Genomic DNA, 23,831 nt, shown 5'->3' with positions numbered 1-23,831 from the left:
CTTTTCCAACTGGAGAATCACCATGGAACGGGATCCTATGTTGACGCCGTCCGCTTCACACGTTGTGCCTGACGGTCGACCGGAAAGTGAATTGCGCGTGGCGGCGGTCAGGGAGGAACTGGAAGTAGGCGTGAAATCGACCGAAACCGGAGCGGTGCGGGTTCGCACGGTCGTGCACGAAGATATGCGCGCCGTGCCGGTTTCGCTGCGAAGCGAGAAAGTGACCGTCGAACGGATACCTGTGGGTCGGGCCGTTGACCGCAGGGATGAACCCCGGCAGGAAGGCGACACGCTCATCATCCCGGTGTACGGGTACGTGCCGGTTGTCACGATGCAGCTGACGCTGAAGGAAGAGGTTCGCGTGACGACCACCGCGAGCGTCGAGCAGACATTACAGAACATCGTCCTGCAGGACGAGGAACTCGTGGTCGAGCGTCGCACAGGCCCTGACGGGGAATGGCAGCGCGAGGATGGCCCTCACGCGTGAGGCGGCGGGAACGGCCGTTGCGCAAAAACAGAAAGCCATCTCAGGCACCCTTCGGCGCATGGCGCCTTCATCCTGGTATTGTGGAGAAATGTTATGACTCAGACTCTCGTTGGCCTGTTCGATTCCATGTCCGACGCGCAACGCGCATCGGACCGTCTGGCGCAGGAAGGCATCGCCCGCACCGACATACACGTTCACGCGCAGGATGGAAGCCGTGAAAGCGAAATGCCAGACGAAGTTTTGGGCAGCGGCACGCCCACCCGCACCGTCGCAGCCGACACCGGAGAAGGGGCGCCCCGCGAAGGCGGCATTGCCCATTTTTTCAAAAGACTGTTCGGCAATGACGACGCACCCGAAGAGGCCAGCCACTATCGCGAATCCGTTCGCCGCGGGCACGCGCTGTTGAGCGTGGATGTTGTTGACGAATCGCGGATCGATGCCGTGCGGGCAGCGATGAACGACGCCGGTGCGATGGATATCGACGAGCGCGTGACGCAGTGGAAAACCGCAGGATATAGCGGCTACGACAGCAGTGCCCCGGCATATACCGCAGACGAAATTGCCGCTGACCGCAAGACGTTTCCCGTCGTCAGGGAAGACCTGAGCGTCGGCAAGCGCGAGGTGTCGACCGGAGGGGTACGCGTCTATTCGCGCGTTACCGAGACGCCTGTCTCCGAAAGCGTCAATCTGCGCGAAGAACATGCGACGATCGAGCGCCGGACCGTCGATCGCCCTGCGACGGAAGCGGACCGGAAGGAAGGCACCCTGGAAATTCGCGAGACGGCCGAAGAGCCAGTGGTGGCAAAAACTGCACGGGTGGTCGAGGAAGTGGTCGTCGGCAAGGAATCCAGCCAGCGGACGGAGACCGTAAGTGATACCGTTCGCGGCACGGAAGTGCAGGTCGAGCGCGATGCGGGCAACGCGGCCACCGGCGGCGCCGATCCGGCGAACAGGAAGCCACTTTGAGACCTGGCCGTCAAAGCGTATGACATACCGGAAGGATGTATTGGCGATTACTATCCGGAGTGCAACGTGCTCCTGCCGCTATGGCATTACGCGAAAGAGAGCAAGGTGCCCGCCGCCAGGTCGATTCCTGTCCGGATAGTCTGACGAGTCTGTTCCCCGTGCGGTCAGAGCGGTATCGCGCTCTCACCGCATCGGGTCCTGTTCCGAGAATAGCCTCAACTGGCTTCGTACTCGACACGCCAGTGAAGCAATAAGGACGGAGTCGACCGAATGGACGCGGCCATCCAGCTTGCCAGATTGCAGTTCGGCTTCACGATCGGGCTACACATCGTGCTGGCCGCGTTTTCCATCGGCTTGTCCAGCTATCTGATGGTCCTTGAAGCGCTTTGGTTGTGGACGCACCGGCAGGTCTACATCGACGTCTATAACTACTGGCTCAAGCTGTTCGCGCTGACCTTCGCGGCCGGCGCGGTGTCTGGCATCGTGATGGAGTATCAGTTCGGGACCAACTGGGGCCCATTCGCATTACGGACCGGCGCCGTCATCGGCCCAATGATGATGTATGAGATCGTGGTCGCGTTCTTCCTGGAAAGCGGTTTTCTCGGCATCATGCTGTTCGGCATGAAGAAAGTGGGCCCAAAGCTGCACTTTGCCGCCACCACGCTCGTCGCGGTGGGCTCGCTGCTTAGCGCTTTCTGGATCCTCTCCGCCAATTCCTGGATGCAGACACCCGCTGGTTTCCGGATCGGCAGCGATGGGCGTTTCGTCCCGCTTGACTGGTGGGCTATCGTCTTCAATCCGTCGTTTCCCTACCGGCTTGTCCATATGACGCTGGCAGCCTTTCTCGGGGCGGCGTGCTTCGTGGGTGGCACAGGCGCGTGGCATCTGCTGCGCGACCCCGTTGGGCGCGCCGCCCGCACGATGCTGTCGATGGCCATGTGGATGGTGCTGATCGCCGCGCCGCTGCAACTCGTTGCGGGAGACCAGCACGGCGAGAATACCCTTGAGCATCAACCTCAGAAGCTCGCCGCAATGGAAGGCGACTGGGAATCGCGCCCAGCCGGCAGCGGCGAGCCGATGGTGCTGTTCGCCATCCCCGACATGGTCGAGCGCCGAAATCACTATGAACTCGCGATCCCGCGCGTCGCCTCGCTGTATCTGCGACACAACCTTTCGGGCACGATACGGGGACTGAAAGAGTTTCCGCCAGCCGACATTCCGCCAGTCCCGATCGTGTTCTTCGCGTTCCGCGTGATGGTCGGACTCGGACTGCTAATGATCGCGGCGGGTGTAGCCGGACTGGTGCTGCGCTGCCGGCGGCGCCTGTACGACGCGCGCTGGCTGCACTACGGGATGGTCGCGTTGACGCCTGCGGGGTTTGTCGCCATGCTAGCGGGTTGGACCGTCACCGAAGTGGGACGGCAGCCCTGGACGGTCTACGGCATGTTGCGCACGGCGCAGAGCGCGTCGCCTGTCGGGTGGCCAGCGGTGGCCTGGTCGATGGGCGGGATCCTGTTCGTCTATATCGCGATGTTTGGCTTCGGCCTCGCTTACATGCTACGCCTGCTCGCCAGGCCGCCGCACGAAGGCGAGCAGGGGCCGCATCCATCGCTCGTGCGGCGCATCCGGCCACACAGCCAAAGCGCCGGAGCTGGGAGCGGGCAATGATGGGCGCCTTCGCGCATACGGGTTGGCTGGCGCTTGCAGCCGCCGGAACGGTAGCGTTTTCAGTGCTGATGTATGTGCTGCTCGACGGCACCGATCTCGGCGTGGGGATCCTGTTTATCGGGGAGGGCGATGCGCGCCGTCGTGAACTGATGATCGACACGATCCTGCCCGTATGGGACGGCAATGAAACGTGGATCGTGCTTGGCGGCGGTGGGCTGCTTGCGTTGTTTCCCCTTGCCTATAGCGCGTTGTTGACCGCCTTGTATCCGGTGTTCTTCGCGATGCTGCTTGCGCTGATCCTTCGCGGCGTGGCTATCGAGTTCCGCGAGCAAGCGGCTGAACGGGGCCGGAAGTGGTGGGATACAGTCCTGCTAACCGGATCGGTGGCTTCCGCGTTCTGTCAGGGGCTACTGGTCGGCGCGCTTGTGCAGGGCATCCGGACGATCGACGGCATATACGCGGGTGGCCGTTGGGACTGGCTAACGCCTTTCACGATGTTTTGCGGTGCTGCACTGGTAGCAGGATACGGGTGGCTCGGCGCCTGTTGGCTGGTGTGGCGCACCGAAGGCGAATTGCAGAAACGTGCACGGCGGATAGGCGTTGTGCTCGGTGCCGCGACGGCGTTCAGCACGGCTGCGGTCTCGATCTGGACGCTGCAGCTGAACGGCAGCTATGCACGACGCTGGTTAGCCGATCTCAACGGAGCGGCGTTGCCTCTGGCCGTCGCAATGTTCCTGCTGCTCGCCGCCTGCTTTGCAGTCGCCGTCGCGCGACGGCGACCGTTCGCCGCGCTGATAGTGGCGCTCGGCTGGTTTGTGGTGGCGCTCGCATGTATGGTATTCACCCTCGTTCCGGTGATATTGCCACCCTCCATGACGATCGAGGCGGCCAGTTCACCTCCTGCCACGCAAGCGTTCGTACTGAGCGGATGCGCCGTGTTGGTGCCAGCCATCCTGATCTATAGCACGCTCGCTTTCTGGGTATTTCGAGGACGGGTGACATCCGGCGACGACGGGGACTCCCATCGGGCTACGAGAAGACGGTCCCGAACACAAATATAAGCTTTCCGTGCGGCAGGCGCCTCTGACACTGACATCGAGTGGATGGCTCTGCTCGCTGCGACGAGCGGTCAGTGTCTTTCGGGGCCCATCCGCACGCGGGAGCACCGCTGAAAATGAGGTCTCCGTTTCGTCGGATCGCGCTTCAATGACGCGCTGATGGCCTCGGCGATTTCGCCGGGATATGCAAACCCGGTCCCAGACTCCCCGTGCCGCTCCCCATCACATTCATGTCGGGCTATGCGCGAGCGGCGCGGCGAAGTCGGCGCCCGCGTTCGCATCCGCATCCGGCAAAGACATACTGCTCGCCTGAATCCGCGCCCGGAAATATCGGGCGGTCGCGACCAACCCGTCGTCCAGTGAAGTCCGCGGTTGCCAACCGAGCAGCTCACGCGCACGCGAAATGTCGGGCTGGCGATGCCACGGGTCGTCGATCGGCAATGATCGCAATTCCAACGCGGACGTCGAACCAGTGATCGCAACTATACGTTCTGCGATCTCCCGCATGGTCACCTCGTGAGGATTGCCGAGATTGACCGGACCCGCTGGATGATCCCTGGTGTTCATCAGGCGGATGAACGCGTCGATCATGTCGTCCACGTAACAGAACGAGCGCGTTTGCGAGCCATCGCCGTACAACGTGATCGGCTGACCCTGGAGCGCCTGCATCATGAAGTTCGACACGACGCGTCCATCGGCCGGATGCATGCGCGGGCCGTACGTGTTGAAGATGCGCGCAATCCGGATCGACAGACCATGTTGCCGCCGGTAATCCGTGAACAGCGTTTCGGCGCAGCGCTTGCCTTCGTCGTAGCACGAACGCGGGCCGATCGGGTTCACGTGTCCCCAGTAGTCTTCGGTTTGCGGATGCACAAGGGCGTCGCCGTACACTTCGCTTGTCGACGCCTGGAAGATTTTTGCCTTGACGCGTTTGGCAAGACCGAGCATGTTGATCGCGCCATGCACGCTGGTCTTGGTGGTCTGCACCGGATCGTACTGATAGTGGATCGGCGAGGCGGGGCAGGCGAGGTTGTAGATTTCGTCGACCTCCACGTACAGCGGGAAAGTCACGTCATGACGCATCAACTCGAAGTTGGCGCAGTCGAGCAGGTGCGCAATGTTGTCCTTGGTGCCGGTGTAGAAATTGTCGACGCACAGCACGTCGTGCCCTTGCGCGACGAGCCGCTCGCACAAATGGGAGCCGAGAAATCCTGCGCCGCCGGTGACCAGAATCCGCTTACGGGTGAGTTCTTTCATGATGCGTCGTCCTATAGTGGCGTACGGCTAAGAGCGGTTCAAGTGGTGACGTGCAGCAACGTGTCATGCCAGTCTTGAGTGAAGCGGTCAATGTGGAAGCGCTCGAGCGCCGTACGGCGCGCGCCTTCGCCAAGACGCCGCGCCTCGCCGGGATCGCCCAGCAATGCGCTCATGGCTTCCACCAGCGCGTCGACATCGGTATGAATGAAGCCGTTTTCGCCGTTGCGAATCACTGTGGCCAGTTCAGTGGTCGCGAGGCCCACGACCGGCATGCCGATCGTCATCGCCTCGATGATCGCAAGGCCAAGGCTTGTCCAGCGAATCGGATTGAAGAAGAAGCGGTAACGTGCGCTGAACGCGGCGAGGTCGAGATTGCCGATTTCGCCGAGGCCGCCCAGGCGCTGCGCATCCATGCCGACGAGATCGAGCGGCACACGCATGCGGGTTTCGTCGAATACATCCGCGCCGAGCCGCCGTCCGCGCTGCGCCAGATGGTTCACCACCACGATCCCGCGTTCCAGTTCGCCGCTATAGCGCACGCCCTCCGGCACGACCACGCCGTGCTCGATCACGCGGGTAGGAGTCGCGCCGCTATCCCACATCAGGCGGTTGAAATGCGTGACGTGGACGAGTAGCGTATCGCTGTCATCGACCCAATGCCGTTGCTCGAAGGGGTTATCCTGCGGCGGATCGTGTTCGATATAAACGCGCGGCAGCCGCTGCTGCGCCGGGCTCAGTATGTGCTCCCGATCATGGTCCCAATGGCTTCTGTGCTGATACAGGATCACGTCGAATGCCTGATCGGCCACCTCGTCCACAGGGATTTCGTGGACGTTGTCGCCCCACGGCAGAACGCCTGTTTTGCCCGCATAGCCCGGTGGATTGCCCGGCTTGGTGACCAGATAGAAGTCGTGCGGCGTCTGCGCGAGGTAGTACAGATAATTGCCGTGTACGTGCCAGGTCAGCACGCGCAGTCGGCGGCGGCTATGCAGCATGATGCAACTCCCATGATGCACGCGCGTTTCCGGCAACTTCATGCAATGCATTCGGCGCGCCAGGATAGGCATCGGCGACTCGCGCAAGTTGCGCGCGCGCGGCCTCGACGACCTGTCCGACGTCGACATTCAACGCACATGCATGACCATAAGGGCACTCACGGAACGTGCAGGGACGGCACGCCGGATAATCGGCGAGCACGCGGTGCCGCAGGGAGTCGAGCGGCGCCCAGCGTCGCGTGTCGCTGCCGGACGCAATCACCACCGACGCCGTGGCCACAGCCGCTGCGATGTGCGAGATACCGGTGTCGTTGCAGACCACGAGCCGCGCGTGAGCGACCAGCGCGGCCAGTCCGCCGAGCGAAGTCGCGCCCGCGAGATACAGCGCGGGCGCGGTCATGGCGCCTAACACCGCGCCTGTGAGCGACGCTTCGGCCGCGGTCCCGGTGACTGCGACCTGCCAGCCGTCGGCGGCCAGGTTGTCGGCCACGGCGGCGAAGCGCTCGGTGGGCCAGCGGCGCGACGGCAGTTGCGCGCCGGGATGGATCAGCACGAGCCGCTGCGCTTCGACGCCATGCGCTGCCACCAGCTCGGCGTACTCTTCGCCGTCTCGCCTGCTCAACGGAAACGCCAACTGCCGTTGGATCGCGGGTGCACCCAACGCCTCTGTCAACGCGAGATAGCGTTCAGACTCCGGCAGGTCGTCGGGCCAGCCGATGAAACATCCCCGCCTCTCTGGTTCGACGGGTTGAACAAATCCCGCATGGGCTCGCGCGCCGAGTTCGAGCAGCAGATCGTTGGCGACGCCGCCGCTCCCGTGCAACTGGATTGAAAGGTCGAAACGCCGCGCGCGCATTCGCGAAAAGAACTCGGGTAACCCGGCGTTCGATTCAACCTGTTCGGGAAAGCCCACTGCGCCGGGAAAGACGATCAACTCGTCGATCAGGTCGGCGTAGCGCTCGACGAACGCCTGCGCCCACGGCAATCCAATCAGCGCGATATGCGCCTGCGGTGCTGCGTTTCGCAGTGCCCGCAGCGCCGGCACGGAACACAGCATGTCGCCGAGTTGCAGCGCGCGAAAGACGACGATGCGGCGCGGCGCGAGCGCCGTCAGAAACGAGGCTGCATTCATAGAAAGAACACCTTGAAACGGACGGCGCCGTACAGCCGCCAGAAGATCGAAAGAAATGGAATCGGGACCGACGTCCATGCCATTTCGGCGATGTGCCGCCAACTACGATCGCGGCCGCGCAAACGCATCGCGCAGAAGCAGCCCGTCAGCACCAGCCACGCGATCAGCGCGTTGAGCGCCGTGGCGGCGTCGCCTGCCAGCGCGCCACACAAAGCCGCCAGCGCACTGCACAGAATCGCGTAGTACAGGAGCGGCGGCGTCGCGCGAATGCGGGTCTTGAAGAGTTGCCGTTGCTTCTTGTAGAGCAGCGCGTCGAACTGGCTCTTCTTCTGCTGCGCGATGCTCACGCCCCAACGCGCGGGCCTGACCGGATGCACGACCACCGCGTCGAGCGCGCGCACGATCTCACCGCCGGCTTGCATGAGCGCGAACTGCAGATCGGAATCCTCGCGCCACGCCGAGGTGAAGCGTTCGTCGAAGCCGCCAGTCCTCGCGAGAAACGAGCGGGCGACAAATGCGTTCGCGGTCGCGAACTCGGCGCGTTCGAGGCCGCTTGCATCGGCTTCGTAGTCAGTCGGCAGGGGCGGTAGCGGCACGACGATCGTGCCCGCGGCAGCCGCCGCGCCTTGCGCGAGCGCGGCGACCCCGGCACTTAGCCAGCGCGGATCGGGCAATGTATCGTCGTCGGTGAAGGCGATCACTGGAGAGCGCACCTGCTGCCAGCCCGCATTGCGTGCGCCGGCCGGTCCCTGGGTGCGAGTGATGGGCACATAGCGCACGGTGAGTCCGCGTTCGGCCTGGGCTTCGGCAAAACTCTGCACGCAGGCGCGCGTCGCGTCGTCCGGACCGTCGTCGCAGACCACGATCTCGTAGCGGACAGCGGGAAAATCCTGCTCGCACAGCGCGCCGAGACAGGCGGCGAGCATGGCCGGACGGCGATAGGTCGGCACGACCACCGAGACATCGAAATCGCCCGGCAGCAAGCCGGCATAGCCGGGTGGGATGGGCTCGCTAATGTCGCGTGGATTGGCCATGGCGCTATTCAGTTCGATCGGACCTGACGCTGGCGAATTCATGCGCCGGCTCCCGCTTTCTCGACCAGGAACGGGCCGATCACCAGTGCATCGAGCGGCGATGTCCAGAACGATTCCACCGCGTCGCGCGGCGAATTCACCATCGGTTCGCCGCGCGTGTTGAACGACGTGTTGACCAGAATCGGCACGCCCGTGCGCTGTCTGAACGCGTCCAGCAGGTCGTAGTAGAGCGCATGCTGCGCGCGGTTGACGGTCTGCACCCGCGCCGTGCCGTCCACGTGCCGCACAGCCGGAATGCGCCCGGCCTTCTCCGCGCGCACATCGAAAACGAACAGCATGAACGGCGCGACCTTGCCGTCGACGAACCATTCGTTGGCGTGTTCTTCCATCACGACCGGCGCGACCGGGCGGAAGTCCTCGCGATCCTTGATCTCGTTGAGCCTGGCCTGCATGTGCGGGTCGACCGGCGAGGCCAGGATCGAACGCGCGCCGAGGGCGCGGGGCCCGAACTCCGTGCGGCCCTGATACCAGCCGATGACCTTGCCGTCGGCGAGCAGGTCGGCGGTTTCGCCGGCAATGTCGGCAAGGCGCCGGTGGGGCACTTTCGACCAGCTTAGAAACTGTTCGATTTCCGCCTCGCTATATTCCGGCCCGAGATAGGCGTGATCCATGACCCAGTGGCGCCGGCGGTCGCCGCGCGCGCTGCGCTCGCGGTAGTCGATCCATAGCGCGGCACCCAGCGCAGTGCCGGCGTCCCCCGCAGCGGGCTGAACCCATACGTCGGAGAACGGACCCGCGTCGCGTAATGCCGAGTTCATCACGCAGTTCAGGGCGACGCCGCCCGCCATGCTGAGCCTGCTCAGGCCGGTCTGTTGATGCAGCCAGCCCGCCAGTTGCAGCACGGTCTCTTCGAGCACGCGTTGCAGGGAATGCGCGATGTCGAAGTGCCGCTGTTCGAGCGGACCGCCGCGCTCGCGTGCGGCTCCAAAGCGCTCGGTCAAACGCGGCGCATCGACGGTGTAGCTGCCATCGTTACGGTAGCGAACGATCTCGCGGAATACATCGAGGTATTCCGGCTTGCCGTACGAGGCGAGCGCCATTACCTTGTATTCGTCGGAGGAGTGCAGAAAGCCGAGCCAGTCAGTCACGGCTTCGTACAGCAAGCCGAGCGAATGCGGGAGTTCGACCTGCCTGAGCCGCGTATATTCACCACCGACGAACTGTCCCATACTGGTAGTCACGCCTTCGCCGCGTCCATCCATGGTCAGGACGGCGGTCTCGTCGAACGGCGCGGCGAGGAAGGCGCTTGCTTCGTGTGCGAGGTGATGCTCGACAAAGTGCCATTGGAATCCCTTACTCCGGTCCACGCCCTGAAAGCGCTTCTTCAGATGATGCGGCGCGCCGTCGAGCAATTGGCCCTTGGCGTTCGCGATGTAGCTCAGAAAGAGCGGGTCCCACGGCGATGCCGACGGGTCCGTCAGCCGCGCATTGGCGGGATCGAACGGCAACTCGATGGTTGCACCGGCACGTTTGGGCATGCCGCCGAACAACGTGGGGTCGTACGAATACGCAACATGGTCGACGTCCGCGAGGGTGATGCCGGCCGCCTGCAGACAATAGTCGATCGCATCGAACGGCAATTGCCATGTCGAGAACGGCACCGGACGTTTCGCGTGTTTGATGTGCGTGAAGCGTTCGTCTTCGGCGGCGGCCAGCACCACCCCGTCGCGCAGCAGGGCAGCGGCGCTGTCGTGATAGACGGCATTGATTCCGAGTGTGTACATGATCGTTCGCAATGGAAGAGGGTTTCAGGGGGCCACGGGTTCATCGGCAAGCGGCGAGGCGTCGGCGGCACAGGTGGCCACGCGCTCTTGGGCAGTGAAGCCAGCATGAACCGCGCCGCGTAACTCGAGCGCTGCCTGCACGACCTCGCTTGGCGTGACACCCAGCAGGCAGGCATGATGCTGTTGCGGGCAGACGCTGCGATAGCACCAGCGGCACTCGACGTCGCGAAACAGCACGCGGTTCGGCGTCTGCCACGGCGTGTGCTGAGGGTTGGTTAGCGCATACAGGTCCACGACGGGCGCGCCAAGCGCCGAGGCGAGATGCACCGGCCCGCTGTTGTTGGAGACGAGTACGCTCGCGCGTTCGATCAGCGCGGCGAGTTCGCCGAGCGTGAGCGCGCCGCTCAGGTCGTGCAGTTGCGAGCGCATCTTCGGCGCGGCCGCGCGGATCACCGCTTCTACCAGCGGGCGTTCGTCCGAACTGCCGGTAATCAGCAACGGCGCACCGGTTTCGCGTGCAAGGCGCGTGGCAACTTCGCCGAAGCGCTCCGGCGGATAGCGTCGCGAGGCGGCGGTGGCGCCAGGATGCAGCACGATCCAGCCGGCTTCGCGCTCGACCCCGCGCGCCATGAGTTGTGCGTCGAGCGTTCGACGATCGGCATCGTTCACGCTGAAGCGCATGCGTGCATCAGGCGCGTGCGCGCCGACCTGACGTACCAGATCGAGTTGGCGTTCCACTTCATGGCGCGTGCGTTGTTGCGGTTCTGGTTCGCGCAACCAGTCGGTCAGCAGCGCATAGGGATTTTCCCGGCAATGTGCGAGACGGCGCGGAATGCCGGCCAGATAGCAAAACATGGCCGCCGGCAGCGGGCTCTGACTGTAGACCGTGAAGATGACGGCGGCGTCGAAGCCGCCGCCGCGCAAGCGCTCCTGCATCCGATGGTCGTCGGCCAGCGTGCGCGCGTTGTTCTGCGGCTGCGCTACCCACGGCGCGTCGTACTCGATGACATCGTCGACGTCATCCAGAAACGGCGCCAACGCCACGCCGCTGCGCGAGGCCAGCAAGGTGATGTGACGATCGGCAGCCGACTGACGCAACGCATGCAGTGCCGGGGTGGTCATCAACACGTCACCGAGGTTGTCGACGCGCACGCACAGAATCCGTTTGACGTCGTCGCCCCAACGGGAGCGCAGCGATGTTTCGGGCACCCGGGCATGTGCCAGAGTTGGTTGGGCCAGCAGCAGCGGGGCGCTCATCGTGCGGCTCCCCGGCGGATCGGCGTATCGTGCGGCTCGGCAACGCCGCCGCGCAGGACAAACTGCGCGGCCTCGTGCAGATCGCCGACGCGCACGGTCGGCACACGCTGCGCGCCATCGACCCACTCGGTCTCGTGGCCGTTATCGAGCAGTACGGTACGGCAGCCGGCGCGATTGCCCGCTTCGACGTCGTTCAGAATGTCGCCGATAAACCAGCTGCGGGCGAGATCGAGCCGGTGTTCATGCGCCGCGCGCAACAACAGTCCGGGCGCCGGCTTGCGACAGTTGCACACAGACGAATAACGCGCAACGCGGCCATGCGGATGATGTGGACACCAATACACGCCGCCCAAGGTCGCGCCGCAAGCGGTGAACATGCGATGCAATTGGGCTTCGACCTGATCCAAAGCTGAATACTCGAATTTGCCGAGCGCGACGCCCGACTGATTGCTGATAACGAACAGCGCGACCGGCTGCGCGGCGAGCAGCTTCAGTGCCTCACGCGCGCCCGGCGCGAAGCGCATCAACGACGGATCGACGTTGTATGGCACGTCGTCGAGCAGCGTGCCGTCTTTGTCGAGGAATACTGCGGGTTGCATCATGAGCGTCCGGGGCGAGAAGCGGGAGCGGGATCGCAAAACAGCGCCGTCGCTGCGGTACTGAGCTGGTGCGGCGAGCAGTTCGAGGCGCTACTCGCTCGCTAACACCTGACCGGCTTAGCGGAACGACGTGCCCGCCGCGGCGCGCATCGGCATCTCGAGCGGATCGGCGCCGGTGGTCGCCGGCACGAGACCCGCCGCGCGCGCATAAATCTGCGCGAGCGACTCGCCGACACCTCGCCACGTGAATTCCGCCTGCGCGCGGGCAAGGCCCGCTTCGCCCATGCGCCGCCCGAGCGCCGGGTTGCGTCTGAGCTGGTCGAGGCACGCAGCGAGCGCGGACGGATCGCGCGGCGGCACCAGAAAGCCGGTCAGGCCGTCGACGACCGAGTAGCGGATCCCGCCGACATTCGCGCCGATCACCGGCGTACCGCAAGCCATCGCCTCGATGGGTGTGATGCCGAACGGCTCGTACCACGGGGTGCTCACGAACACATCGGCGGCGCAGTAGAAATAGCGCAGCTGCGCCCGCCCGCGACGGCCCACAAAGGTGGTCTGCTCAGCCACGCCGCATTCGCTCGCGACGCCGCGCAAGCGCGCGATCTCAGGCGTCGCGATTTCGTTGGGCAAGTCCGAATTGCCGCCTACTACATACAGCCGCGCGGACGCGCGAAACGCTTGCTTCAGAATGCTCACGCTGCGCACCACATTGTCGATACCTTTGCGTTGCACGAGGCGGCCGAGTTGCAGCACGGTAAATTCATCCTGATGCCAGCCGAGCGCTTCGCGCGCGGCGGCGCGTTCCATGGGCTGGAACTCGTCGGCGTCGAAGCCGCATGGCACGATCTGGATCCGCGAAGGGTCTGCCCGGTAGTGCTCGACGAGATCCGACTCGTCCTGCGGGCATTCGGCGACGACAATGTCCGAGCGTGCGACCAGTTCGTCTTCGATGGCGAAACGCTCGTCGGGAAAGCCGTCATTCGCGCCCTGGTGGATTCGACGCACCCGCCCCAATGCATGAAAGGTGGTGACGAGCGGCACGCCGAGAGCCGACTTGACCTTCATTGCAGCGAGTCCTGACATGAAAAAATTCGCGTGCATGACCTGGTACGGCTCGCTTTCGCGCCGAAAAAATTGAATCAGAAAGGCAGCGAACTCATCCATGAACGGCAGCAACTGTTCCTTCGGCAACTGTTTCGGCGGTCCCGCCGGCACATGAATCACGCGCGCGCCGTCCATATGGGAGATGAGAGGGAGCAGTGCGCGGTCACGTCGGGTGAAGACGTCGACCTGGTGCCCCATCTCGACGAGTTGGCGCGCAACGTTTGCCACGTAAATGTTCTGCCCCCCACTGTCGACACCACCTGCGACAGCGAGTGGCGAGGCGTGTTCACTGATGAGAGCGATTTTCATGGCGTTTCCTTCGTAAGGACGGCGAGGCGACGTTTCGTTCGCGCCGTGCAATTTGAGCGTTGGCTGGGGAGCGCTCGCCGCGGCGCCGTTCCTATCGGCGGCAGCATGCGCTGTGCCACTCACGCGAATTGCGCGACGTTTGGCGCGTAAGGCAAGCCCCTTATGGATCGTGCGGAGTGGGGACGCGTCGCTGCATACCTGGAAGCGCTGTGGCGTTCCCTGTTTTTACAAAGGCCTCTGCAAATTGGGCGGATGACGAACACATCGTCTGGACCACGATGAATCATCGGTAGAGTTTGAGTGGTGACGTATGGTGCCGTGTTAACCAGGCTTTACTTGCTCTTCGCAACAGCGGGAGCGCTGCTTGCTCAGTCGTGCTCGGGCGCAATTGCACTCCTTTCGTTTCGCGCCACGTCCTGGCGATCCGCCGCGCCGTAGTGACTTAACAACGATCGTCGCGCGGCTCATCACCGAGAGTCCATGCCCATTTCCGCGCAATCGACCCGCACCGGACTGACCAGCCAGATCGCCGGCGATCTTAGTCGTGCGGTATGGCGCTATCGCAAGCGGACCGTGCTGGCGCTTTCACTGATGGTGGCGGCGAAGCTGTCAATCGTACTGATTCCGCTGGTACTCAAGCACATCATCGACGAACTCGGACGCCCGGTTGCTCAAGCGCTGTTTCCGGTTTTCCTGGTGCTGGCGTATGCGGTGCTGCGCTTTCTCGGCGACGCGCTCAACGAGGCACGCGACGTCGTATTCAGCATCGTCACACAGCGCACGGTGGCTGCATTCACCGAGCGGACCTTCGCGCATTTGCATCGCATGAGCGCCCGCTTTCACACCCGGCGCGAGACGGGTGCGATTGTGCGCGACGTTCAGAAAGGGGCGGATGGCATTGGGTTTCTGCTTGGCGTCGCGCTCTTCACCATCGTGCCGACCGCCTTCGAGAGCACCACGATCGTTGCGATCATGGTGCGCAACTACGCACGGGAATTTACGCTGGCGATTGCCGTCACGTTTATCTGCTATGCGGTTTATACACTTGCCTTCACGCGCCGGCGGGTGGCTTTCCAGCGCGCTGTCAACGCGCTCGAAGCGCAGTCCGACGGGCGGCTTGTCGACAGCCTGCTGAATTACGACACCGTTAAATACTTCGCGACAGAAGACACCGAAACGCGCCGGCTGAGCGAAGTGCTGGAGAAATGGGTTCACGCGCGAGTCGCCAATCAATATGCGTTGACCACTTTGCACGTTGGACAAAGCGCGGTGATCGCGCTCGGCATTGCGGCGATCATGCTGCTCGCCACGCAGCATGTAGTAGCCGGCAGCATGAGTGTCGGCGACCTGATTTTGGTGAACGCCTACCTCATTCAGATATGTATGCCGCTGAATACACTCGGCTTTGTATTTCGTGAGACGAATGACGCGCTGGTCAACGTGGAACGTATGTTCATGATTCTCGGCACGCAAGGGCGAGTGGGCGAGGATATCGACGACCCCGTCGCCCAACCTTTAAAAGTGACAGCGGGGAAGATCGAGTTTGAGGGGGTGGACTTCGGCTATGAACCGGCGCGTCGGATACTGCGCGAGGTCGACTTCCACGCCTATGCCGGCAAGACGCTGGCGGTGGTCGGCGGCAGCGGATCGGGGAAGTCGACGATCGTGAAACTGCTATTCAGGCTCTATCAGCCGGAGCGCGGCACGATTTGTATCGACGGCCAGGACATCAGCAAGGTGACGCAGCGGAGCCTGCGTGAAGCGATCGGTATCGTGCCGCAGGACACTGTTCTGTTCAACGAGACGATCGCGTACAACATTGCCTACGGACGGCCGTCCGCGACGCGCGCCGATGTCGTGCGCGCCGCGCGCGCCGCGCAACTGGACGGGTTCATCGAACGGCTGCCGGACCAGTACGACACGCGCGTCGGCGAGCGAGGCGTACGGCTTTCGGGCGGCGAGCGGCAGCGCATTGCCATAGCGCGGGCAATACTGAAAGATCCCCGCATCATCGTGTTCGATGAGGCGACCTCCGCGCTCGACACGCGCTCCGAGCGCGCGATCCAGACAGAGTTGACGCGACTCGCGCAAGGCCGCACGTCGATCGTCATCGCGCATCGACTCTCTACCGTGGTGGATGCCGACTGGATCCTGGTGATGGAGCATGGCCGGATAGTGGAGCAAGGCCCGCATCGGGAGCTTCTATCGCGCGACGCCGTGTACGCGAAGATGTGGTCGCTGCAATGGCAGCAGGGCGAACTGGAGCACGCCCAGCGCAAGCTGACCGCGCAATCGGTGAGCGTCGCCGCGCTGGCGTCCGCGGTGATCGATGCATTGCATGACCTGATCGTGGCGAAGCGCGTGGCCGTAACCGCCAATCTCGGCGAGGCCGAGTTGCGTATCACGGGAGATCCGAGTGTATTGCAGCCGGTAATCGTGGAAATGTGCCGCAACGAAATCATGCAGGCGCGGCCGGGCCAACGGATTGCTCTGCGCATCGAACGTCACGACAACTACGCCTGGGTCAACGTGCTCGGCACGGGGGACAAGCCGGCCGAGCTGTCGCAGTCGGCGGCGCAACAGATGGAGGTTACGCTGGCCGCCGCGGGCGGTGGCTTTACGTTGATGCCGTTGCGCGGACAGCTTGCGTATGTCGCCATGCTGCCGCTGCATCCCGTGGCCGATGCGAAGCCGCAGGAGCGCGCCGATGGCGCGAGCCCGCTCAATACGTTGTTTGTCATGGCGATCGACGATCAGGAGGAAGCGCGCGACGCACTGGAAGCGGTGTTGAGCGCGAGTGGTGCGCGGGTGCAACTCGCGTCGTCCGGGGCAGAGGCGCTGGATTGGCTCTCGCGCACGGGCACGAACCAATGGCCGCAGCTCCTGTTATGCGACATCGTGCTCGCCGACGAAGACGGCTATGAGGTCCTGAGCCGGCTGCGAATGCTGGAAGTCGAGCGGAAACTACCACCGCAACAACGTGTGCCGGCCATTGCGCTGACCGGCTATGCCGAAAGAGAAGACCGCTTGCGCGCGCAGCAAGCGGGCTTTCAGGCGCAGCTGAGCAAGCCCGTCTCGCCGGAGTTGCTGATCGCCGAAATCAGGCGCCTGACAGCCCGGCTTTCGCCGACGTCGGGATGACGGGACGTTCAACCGCGTGCGTGGTCATGCCCCAGACTCCTCCCTTACTTCGCGAACTGCCGGCACGGCGGTTGCTGTCCTTTGAGATCAGGATTATCAAAGGATTAAACTTGCCAATGAATTCTTCCGCCCGCTCCTGCCGGTGCTTTACTCGATGACACTGGACCAGCGCCTTCGAAGCATGCGCGAGACCATGCGCGACATGTTCGGCATCTCGCGGCTGCGTGCCGGCCAGGAGGACATCATACGCAGCGTGCTGGAACGGCGCGATACGCTGGCCACGATGCCGACAGGCGCCGGCAAGTCGCTGTGCTATCAACTGCCCGCGCTGCATCTGGACGGCATGACACTGGTCGTATCGCCGCTCATCGCGCTGATGAAGGATCAAACGGACAAGCTGCTCGCGGCCGGCATCGACTGTACGTTGGTCAACAGCACTTTGCGGCGCCGCGCCGAACGCGAGGCGCTCGAACGGATAGCCGCGGCAGAGGGGGGCATTGTGTTCGTGACGCCGGAGCGTCTCGCGCAACCGGCGTTCATCGATATATTGCGTTCCCACACTGAGCACCGCGTCGGCCTCCTGGTAGTGGACGAAGCGCATTGCGTGTCGCAGTGGGGTCACGACTTCCGGCCGGCCTTCCTTGAAATCGCGAGCGCGGTAACGGCGCTCGGCCATCCGCCGGTGCTCGCGTTGACTGCAACGGCGACAGCCACGGTTCTGGACGACATCGTCCGCTCACTGGGTTTGCGCGAGCCGCGCGTCGTTCGCACCGGCACGTTGCGCGAAAATCTGCGCTACCGGGTCGTGCAGGTCAGCACGGCGGGCGGCAAGGATGGTGCGACGCGGGCCGTGGAAGCCAAGCGCGAACAGCTGCGTGAGCTGACCACTTCGCTATCGGGCAACGGGATCGTCTACGCGGCGACGGTTGCGGACGTCGAGCGCATTTACGGCTGGCTCGTCGAGGCGGGCGAGTCGGTTTCCCGTTATCACGGTCGCCTCGCAACCAATGAGCGAGAAGAGGTGCAGAAGCAATTCATGTCCGGCGCGACGCGCGTGATGGTCGCCACCAACGCGTTCGGTATGGGCATCGACAAAGCCGATATCCGCTTTGTGATTCACTATCAGATGCCCGGCAGCCTCGATGCGTATTACCAGGAGACAGGCCGTGCGGGCCGCGACGGTGAACCGGCCGACTGCGTGTTGCTGTTCGATCTCAATGATCGGCGCATCCAGCAGTTTTTTCTGGCCGGCCGCTATCCGAGTCCCGAGCTCGCGCAACGGCTGTTCGATGCGCTGGCGGCGCATTGCAAGGAGAACGCGAAGGGCGCAACCCTTGCTACGCTCAAGCGCGACCTCGCTGACGTCGGCGGCGGGAAGCTGGAGGTTGCGTTGAACATGCTGGTGGACGTCCGCATCGCCGGCCGTGACCGGCAGCGCCGTTACCGGCTGCTCGCGCAGCCAGCGACCAGCCATGCGCCCGCCGAAGCGGCGCGCGAGTCGGTCGCGCAAGCCGCCCAACAATTCGAGCAGATGAGCGCGCACGACAGGGAGGTTTTGCAAAAGATGATCGACTACGCTCAGACCGCGCAGTGCCGGTGGCGTGTGATTCTCGACTACTACGGCGATACGCCGCAAATGGAGCGCTGCGGCGTGTGCGATAACTGTGTGAATCCGCTGCCAATCGATGTGCAGTTCGTTGCGAATGCCGTGGCAACTGGCACAGCGGCGCCGACTAAGGCACACACACGCGAACCGCATCGTTGGGCGCCCGGGGATCCGGTCCGAGTACCGCGCTACGGCGCGGGCGAAGTTGCGCTGGCGAGCGGTGACCAGGTGGCGGTGCGGTTCCCTGATGGCCGCACGCGCACCTTTATGGCGAGCTATGTGCGGGCGGCACGGGCAAGCCCGTAATAGCAACGCGCTCCGGTTCACCGATTGCCGGCGGCCATATCAAACTGCGTTTGTCGCATCAAGGCCGGCTGTTGCCCGCCGTCCTGTGACGAAGGGAATTGGAGCATCGCCGGCCCGCGGATTGGGTCGTTAAGGATGAGATGGAAACTGCCGCGTCGCTGAAGGCACTGCTCGAGCTAAATGGTACTTTTGAAGCCTGCCACGCCGGTCATCGTCTCGATACGGGAGCGGATGATCAGCTAGCCAGACGGTAATTCTGCCACCCGGCTTATCGCGTACTTCGTCTGGCCGGGGTCGTGGCGAAACGTCACTTCGGCTGGCTGGGTGCCGGTCTGCTCCTTGGCAAAACTGCCCTCGCGATTGCCGATCCATGCAAACGCCCATTGCTGGGCGACCTCGATCGCTTCTTCCTCCGTATCGAACCAGGAAAGATTTCGCTCGATATGCATTTCACGGTCGACGTCATCGTCATTCGCCGCGCGAACAAGCCGCGCATGCGCAAAGAACTTTCCAAAAGAAAAATTTGGGGTCGCGTCTATGATCCACCCACGGTATCCACAGTCCATGATGACCTCCTGATACAGCTCATCGATTCAACGGGCAACGCAGCCTGAGTTAATCTGGCCGCGCCCGCTTTAGTCTTCCAGCAAGCAGCGTTTGCCCAGTAATAGACAGCGATACGTCGCAGATTAGCGATGTGCGTAAACCGACACATACCGATCCGATAGATGGGCAGCAAACGGCATGCCCAGTCGTCTTGCGAGCGCTCGCGCTTGCGGGCGCAGCGTCGATGTGGGCGGTCCGCGAAACGGCTGCAAGGTCAGGTACCCGCCGGTGATTGCTGGCGCTAGCGCGCGGCAGTACCGGTCAAACGCTATGGGGGGAGCTGCGCAAGCGCTACACGAGCCAGTGTCGGTGCAGTGACGGCGCGTCAGGTCTCTGCGCTCAGGCCGACTTTCTTCTGAAGTTGTTCAGCATCATGCACCTGCCGGCGCATTGCAAGCACGGCAGCCGGGACCACCCGGCGACGGGCCAGCGCCCACGGGAGGGCACGCACCATGGCGAGAGCATCTTGCGCGAACGCGCCTTCTCGCCACAGTACCGCAAAGGCCCGCCCGGTAGTGGAGCAGGCGTCGCGCCACGGCAAACGTAGCCAGGAAATCCAAGCGGCGTTGCGCGCCAGCAGCCGTCGTCTTAAACGGCTGTCCCGGGCCCGCGACGGATGATGGTGCACGACCGCCGAGTCCAGGTAAACAATTGCGCCGCCGGAAGCGAGCACGTCGAGCGCGACCAGTTCTTCTTCCCCTCCAATGAAAAGGCGCGGCTCGTAGCCGCCGACCGCGAGGAATACATCGGTTCGGAAAACGCAGGCGCCCGCTATGTAGCCGGTTAGCGCCGGGCCAAGGAGTTCAGGGCTCTCCAGCGGGCTGTTGCGCATACGGACACATGTCTCATCCAGTTCCAGCGACTCGCCGACCAGCACCCGCGCGCTCAGCACGGCGACGCGCGGTGAGGCGTCGAGCACATGGACCGCTCGTGCCAGGGAGCCGGCCTCCCACCACATATCGTCGTCGCAGAAAGCGACGTAGTCGGTCGTTACGCAGGCGACAGCCTGATTGCGGCCGGCGGCGCCGAGATTTGACGGGCACTGCACGACGGATACACCCGGCAAGCCCGCCTCAATCAAGGCGACCGTTCCATCGGTGGACGCATTATCGGCAACGATCACCTCGGGCTGCTCCGGCAACACGAGCAGGCGCGAGAGGGTTTGCATGACTTCCGTCGCCCGGTTATGCGTCAGGACGACAACGGAGACGCGATGCGCGACTGACCGGTCCCAGGAACAAGCGTTCGTTTTCATTGTGAAGCCTCGCGGTTTGTCGGGCCGCGAGCAATTCGCGCGCCCGCCCACGGTTCTGTTTTATAGGAACCGATCCGAACGCAATTTCTAAGAGGCCAGTTCAAAAAAAAGGCTGCTCCGTACGCCTGAAGACGTTCCAGCAGACGAGGGCACAGCCGAATTTCAGGAATGCTTCGTGAATGTCAGCTCGACGATCGAAGCGTGACTGACCACCGCGCCGACCACCAGCCGCGAGCGAACGTCTGACCGATCTGCACTGTTCTGGCCACGCCGTCCCCTGGATGCAACTCACACCGACCTGAGAATGACTTTCCGGACGGTGCCACCTAGCCACGCGGTAACCCCCGAACGGCTGGCAATCACGATAGCCCGGCGAGGTCCGAGGACGATTGCGCCGACGCATAACGCCAGCAGCAGCGTGACGCGCGGTGCGTCGGCCAGCGAAGCGATCAGGCCGACCGCAGGAGGCCGCGTCTGTCCGTGTACGGCCGGGACCGACGACGGAGTGCTATTGGCCGCTAGCAACGCTGTGCGTGATTCCGCCATGCGCAGCAGGAGGGCGGTCTCGGCTTCCCTGCTGGTAGGTGCGCGGGTCATTTTAGCGCCTCCTTCAACGTGTCGAGATCGCTCCGGAGCTCCCGCTGCAGAAGATGAAACGAACGTCCCGGTTTCTGGGCGCGGACGAAGAGCAGGGAGACAATGGAAACAACCAGCCACATCGTGGCAACGCCCCAGACCACCGGAAGGAAGTAAGGCGTCCGCCACGCCGTCGCGATGATCGCAATGCACACAAACGAAAGTGTGAACAGGCCAGCGACGGCCAGGGCAACAAGTGCGCTCAACTCGCGGACCAGACATTTCCTGGTCTCCTCAAGTTCGACGCCGAGGAGCTCACCATAATCGGTGGCTCGCTCGACGCAGAACCTGCCGACGTTTCGCCACTTCGTGACTTTGGAACGCATGGACATTGCGGGACTCCTCGGGACCGGCTTGTTGCGGAGACGCCGTGGCGATCCGTCAGGCGTTTGCCTCCTACGCCTTTCGGGCCTCGTCGAAGGCAAGACGCGAGTAGTCCTACTCCCGCTCGTTCCAGTCAGTTCGCCCACGATCGGGCCTTGAGCGATTTGCTGCGCGCAATGCGCCAAGGATGAAGCCCACGCCAGCGGCAATTGCCAGCGCCGCGAATGGCCGCTCGACGGTAGACTGGCGCACGACGTCGGTAAAATCGGCATAGAGTTGCTGCGCTTTGCCACTCAACTCTTTCGCTGTTCCGCTTACTTGCGCACCGGCATTGCCCAGCAGTTCCCCGGCGGCTTGCTGAACGTCGCCAGCAACCTCCCGTAGCGTTCCTTCTTTCGTCGTTTCCATTGTCTGCTCCTCAGGTGAGTGCGGTCAGGCCGCACGGGAAAAATGCGCCGGCGTGAAAGTCGGGAAACCACGCCTTGCCGCAAAGCGCTGGCTTGGCAGTGGGACGGCGTGCCAGATGCTCCGCAAAAGCTGGGCCTAACCCGGTAATTCTTTGACGCGCGCATTGGAAGGCCTGGGCTCTCAAAAGTGAGCGTTGCATGCAATTTTGTCGGAAGTAATAAAGTCTCAGGTCCTGTCGGCCAGTGGATCCGAACGGATGACCGCACTTCGCCGATAGACCTTTCCCGATTGCTTATTGAAGTGAACGCATAGACTCACTGAAACCGTCGAACGAAATTCCGAAATCAGCATCTTCGCCTTGCTCGATCCAGCGGCGGATGCCACGGGCATATTCGTTGCGAGTTGAGTGTGCCCGTCTGTCGCTCACACGCCGACGCCAGGTGGACCGGGCGCGTGCGCCGCTTTGCTTTAACGCAACCACGCTTGTGACGCTCATGGTATTCAGGGAGGCTGATATGAAAGCATCGATGAAGTCGTTAGTGTTTTCCGCATTGGTAATCGCATTTGCCGGGACCGCAATGGCCCAGGGTGCTGGCGGAGGCGGTGCGGGTGGAGGAGGTGCGGGTGCGGCCGGCGCAGGCGGCGGGGGGAGCGCCGGGAGTGGCCAGGGCGGGACCGGGATGAGTACGCCAAATGCCGGAGGGACAACGGGTTCCAAGTCGACCGCAAAGGGGACGAACACCACTCGTATGCCCCAGAACGACCCGCGTGCGAAGGGGGCGTCCGACGCAGCAGCGTCTGGTGCGCAGTGATGCGCGCTTGACCCGTGTCAGGAAAGTTCGAACGCACTGCGCGGCTCACGGCTGAATCCCGCGCACGTTCGCCCGGAGCCTGAGAGGAGGTCGCACGCGACGCTGCATCGGCTCCGGTCTGAAGACCGTGAAGGCGGCCCCGCGATCGTCGAGCCAGGATCGGATTCGACGAGCGGGGGTCATTCTCCACCGCGGCGCTAGCCGCCTGGCAGAAAGGCTTGGTGCCGCACAGATTGTCCGGGATGACGACGTCATCGACAACGAGTTCCGGGCTTGCGTGCGCAACTGCGTAGTGGCCGGCAGTCAGGAAAGCAGTCCGTGGATGGTGAACTCGCGGGAGACTGCCTGCATAGGTTGCAGAAGGGTACACAGAAGGGTAACGGTCATGCTACCTCAGTCAGTTTTCCCTGAAGTATTGCTCCGAATGGTCGCCGCAGTGCTTGTCGGCTGCGTCGTCGGCGTGGACCGCAATCTCCGCGGCAAACCCACCGGCGTGAAGACCTTGGGTCTGGTTGCGCTCGGCGCTTGCCTCGTAACCATGGCGGGCGCAGGGTTTGCCGTAAGCGGAGTAGGGATTGATGCGAATGCGTCTCGCGCCATCCAGGGCATCGTTACTGGCGTTGGATTCCTCGGTGCCGGCGTTATCGTTCATAACGATGCCGAAGAGAGAATTCGTGGGCTTACAACCGCGGCGTCCATATGGGTAACAGCGGCGCTGGGCATTGTCTGCGGTATAGGTGCATGGTCCATTGCGCTCACAGCCACCGTGCTTCTGGTCCTGCTGCTGATTCTTGGTCGTCCGGTGGAGCGTGCGCTGCATCGGCGCTGGTTGAAACTGCCAGAACAGGACCGCGATGTCATTACGAGGCACGAGGAATAGTGGCCGGGTGCACGCCGGCCGGTATCGTTCCCCGGCGTGTATCCCTTCTCGTGGGTCGCGATTGCACGGTAAATAAAAGAGCGGATCGAGACCTTCGTAAATTCCGTTGTGAGCCAGCTCGCGCAGCGTCGTGACGTACCAGTGCGATCGGGCATCGTCGTATCTGCTTTCAACGACCGAGCCGTGATGCCCGCACGGGCAGGTAGG

At 63.3% G+C, this 23,831-nt stretch carries 20 protein-coding genes and 1 pseudogene; 7 read left to right on the top strand and 14 right to left on the bottom strand.

All coding sequences use genetic code 11. The features are described from left to right. Positions 1–22 precede the first annotated feature (22 nt). The 4 genes from QOC89_RS13830 to cydB all read left to right on the top strand — a co-directional run bounded on the left by QOC89_RS13830 (position 23) and on the right by cydB (position 4,182). Positions 23–487 (top strand): YsnF/AvaK domain-containing protein, encoded by a 465-nt coding sequence (locus tag QOC89_RS13830; protein ID WP_323045527.1) that lies wholly within the window; start codon positions 23–25, stop codon positions 485–487. 126 nt (positions 488–613) lie between these two features. Continuing rightward, on the top strand, positions 614–1,453 hold the full coding sequence (locus QOC89_RS13825; protein ID WP_323045526.1) for a YsnF/AvaK domain-containing protein: 840 nt from the start codon (positions 614–616) through the stop codon (positions 1,451–1,453). Positions 1,454–1,723: 270 nt separating this feature from the next. Beyond that, positions 1,724–3,121 carry a cytochrome ubiquinol oxidase subunit I gene (locus QOC89_RS13820; protein WP_323045525.1) on the top strand — a complete coding sequence of 466 codons (1,398 nt, stop codon included), beginning with the start codon at positions 1,724–1,726 and terminating at the stop codon, positions 3,119–3,121. Next, positions 3,118–4,182 carry a cytochrome d ubiquinol oxidase subunit II gene (gene cydB, locus QOC89_RS13815; protein ID WP_323045524.1) on the top strand — a complete coding sequence of 355 codons (1,065 nt, stop codon included), beginning with the start codon at positions 3,118–3,120 and terminating at the stop codon, positions 4,180–4,182. The genes QOC89_RS13820 and cydB overlap by 4 nt, the downstream gene beginning before the upstream one ends. A 225-nt stretch (positions 4,183–4,407) precedes the next feature. Here cydB and QOC89_RS13810 read toward each other — a convergent pair whose 3' ends face one another. From QOC89_RS13810 to QOC89_RS13775, 8 genes are all read right to left on the bottom strand, one after another. Next, positions 4,408–5,436, bottom strand: coding sequence for a UDP-glucuronic acid decarboxylase family protein (locus QOC89_RS13810; protein ID WP_323045523.1), 1,029 nt, complete (start codon positions 5,434–5,436; stop codon positions 4,408–4,410). 38 nt (positions 5,437–5,474) lie between these two features. Continuing rightward, positions 5,475–6,431: a glycosyltransferase family 4 protein gene (locus QOC89_RS13805; RefSeq protein WP_323045522.1), complete on the bottom strand. Its 957-nt coding sequence runs from the start codon at positions 6,429–6,431 to the stop codon at positions 5,475–5,477. Then, positions 6,421–7,563 (bottom strand): glycosyltransferase family 9 protein, encoded by a 1,143-nt coding sequence (locus tag QOC89_RS13800; RefSeq protein WP_323045521.1) that lies wholly within the window; start codon positions 7,561–7,563, stop codon positions 6,421–6,423. The genes QOC89_RS13805 and QOC89_RS13800 overlap by 11 nt, the downstream gene beginning before the upstream one ends. Next, on the bottom strand, positions 7,560–8,639 hold the full coding sequence (locus tag QOC89_RS13795) for a glycosyltransferase (RefSeq protein ID WP_323045520.1): 1,080 nt from the start codon (positions 8,637–8,639) through the stop codon (positions 7,560–7,562). Before QOC89_RS13795 ends, QOC89_RS13800 begins: the two co-directional genes overlap by 4 nt. Further along, on the bottom strand, positions 8,636–10,381 hold the full coding sequence (locus tag QOC89_RS13790; RefSeq protein ID WP_323045519.1) for a carbamoyltransferase: 1,746 nt from the start codon (positions 10,379–10,381) through the stop codon (positions 8,636–8,638). The genes QOC89_RS13795 and QOC89_RS13790 overlap by 4 nt, the downstream gene beginning before the upstream one ends. Positions 10,382–10,405: 24 nt before the next feature. Next, positions 10,406–11,638 carry a lipopolysaccharide heptosyltransferase II gene (gene waaF / locus QOC89_RS13785; RefSeq protein WP_323045518.1) on the bottom strand — a complete coding sequence of 411 codons (1,233 nt, stop codon included), beginning with the start codon at positions 11,636–11,638 and terminating at the stop codon, positions 10,406–10,408. After that, positions 11,635–12,240 (bottom strand): HAD family hydrolase, encoded by a 606-nt coding sequence (locus QOC89_RS13780; protein WP_323045517.1) that lies wholly within the window; start codon positions 12,238–12,240, stop codon positions 11,635–11,637. Before QOC89_RS13780 ends, waaF begins: the two co-directional genes overlap by 4 nt. A gap of 114 nt (positions 12,241–12,354) precedes the next feature. Next, the gene (locus QOC89_RS13775) at positions 12,355–13,650 is read right to left on the bottom strand and encodes a glycosyltransferase family 1 protein (RefSeq protein WP_323045516.1); all 1,296 of its coding nucleotides are present in this window, start codon (positions 13,648–13,650) and stop codon (positions 12,355–12,357) included. 480 nt (positions 13,651–14,130) lie between these two features. Between QOC89_RS13775 and QOC89_RS13770 the strand changes: the two genes are divergently transcribed. Next, complete coding sequence (locus QOC89_RS13770; protein ID WP_323045515.1) at positions 14,131–16,791, top strand: ATP-binding cassette domain-containing protein; 2,661 nt, start codon at positions 14,131–14,133, stop codon at positions 16,789–16,791. Between the two features lie 154 nt (positions 16,792–16,945). Next, on the top strand, positions 16,946–18,703 hold the full coding sequence (locus QOC89_RS13765) for a RecQ family ATP-dependent DNA helicase (protein ID WP_323045514.1): 1,758 nt from the start codon (positions 16,946–16,948) through the stop codon (positions 18,701–18,703). Positions 18,704–18,942: 239 nt separating this feature from the next. On the opposite strand, the gene QOC89_RS13760 is transcribed toward QOC89_RS13765, so the two are convergent. From QOC89_RS13760 to QOC89_RS13735, 6 genes and pseudogenes are all read right to left on the bottom strand, one after another. After that, positions 18,943–19,269, bottom strand: coding sequence for a hypothetical protein (locus QOC89_RS13760; RefSeq protein ID WP_323045513.1), 327 nt, complete (start codon positions 19,267–19,269; stop codon positions 18,943–18,945). 365 nt (positions 19,270–19,634) lie between these two features. Beyond that, positions 19,635–20,564, bottom strand: coding sequence for a glycosyltransferase family 2 protein (locus QOC89_RS13755; RefSeq protein ID WP_323045512.1), 930 nt, complete (start codon positions 20,562–20,564; stop codon positions 19,635–19,637). A gap of 100 nt (positions 20,565–20,664) precedes the next feature. Next, positions 20,665–20,766 (bottom strand): annotated as a pseudogene (locus tag QOC89_RS13750) (IS5/IS1182 family transposase); the annotation flags it as partial. An 86-nt stretch (positions 20,767–20,852) separates the two neighbouring features. After that, positions 20,853–21,161, bottom strand: a complete 309-nt coding sequence (locus tag QOC89_RS13745) for a hypothetical protein (protein ID WP_323045511.1) — start codon at positions 21,159–21,161, stop codon at positions 20,853–20,855. Further along, positions 21,158–21,532, bottom strand: coding sequence for a phage holin family protein (locus QOC89_RS13740; protein WP_323045510.1), 375 nt, complete (start codon positions 21,530–21,532; stop codon positions 21,158–21,160). The genes QOC89_RS13745 and QOC89_RS13740 overlap by 4 nt, the downstream gene beginning before the upstream one ends. Before the next feature lie 106 nt (positions 21,533–21,638). Then, complete coding sequence (locus QOC89_RS13735) at positions 21,639–21,932, bottom strand: CsbD family protein (protein ID WP_323045509.1); 294 nt, start codon at positions 21,930–21,932, stop codon at positions 21,639–21,641. Positions 21,933–23,066: 1,134 nt separating this feature from the next. Here QOC89_RS13735 and QOC89_RS13730 point away from each other — a divergent pair. Next, positions 23,067–23,624: an MgtC/SapB family protein gene (locus QOC89_RS13730; protein WP_323045508.1), complete on the top strand. Its 558-nt coding sequence runs from the start codon at positions 23,067–23,069 to the stop codon at positions 23,622–23,624. Positions 23,625–23,831 lie beyond the last annotated feature (207 nt).

Origin of the sequence: Paraburkholderia sp., from assembly GCF_034668105.1 — a bacterium.
Lineage (GTDB): Bacteria > Pseudomonadota > Gammaproteobacteria > Burkholderiales > Burkholderiaceae > Paraburkholderia.
This window is presented reverse-complemented; position numbering and strand designations above follow the sequence as displayed.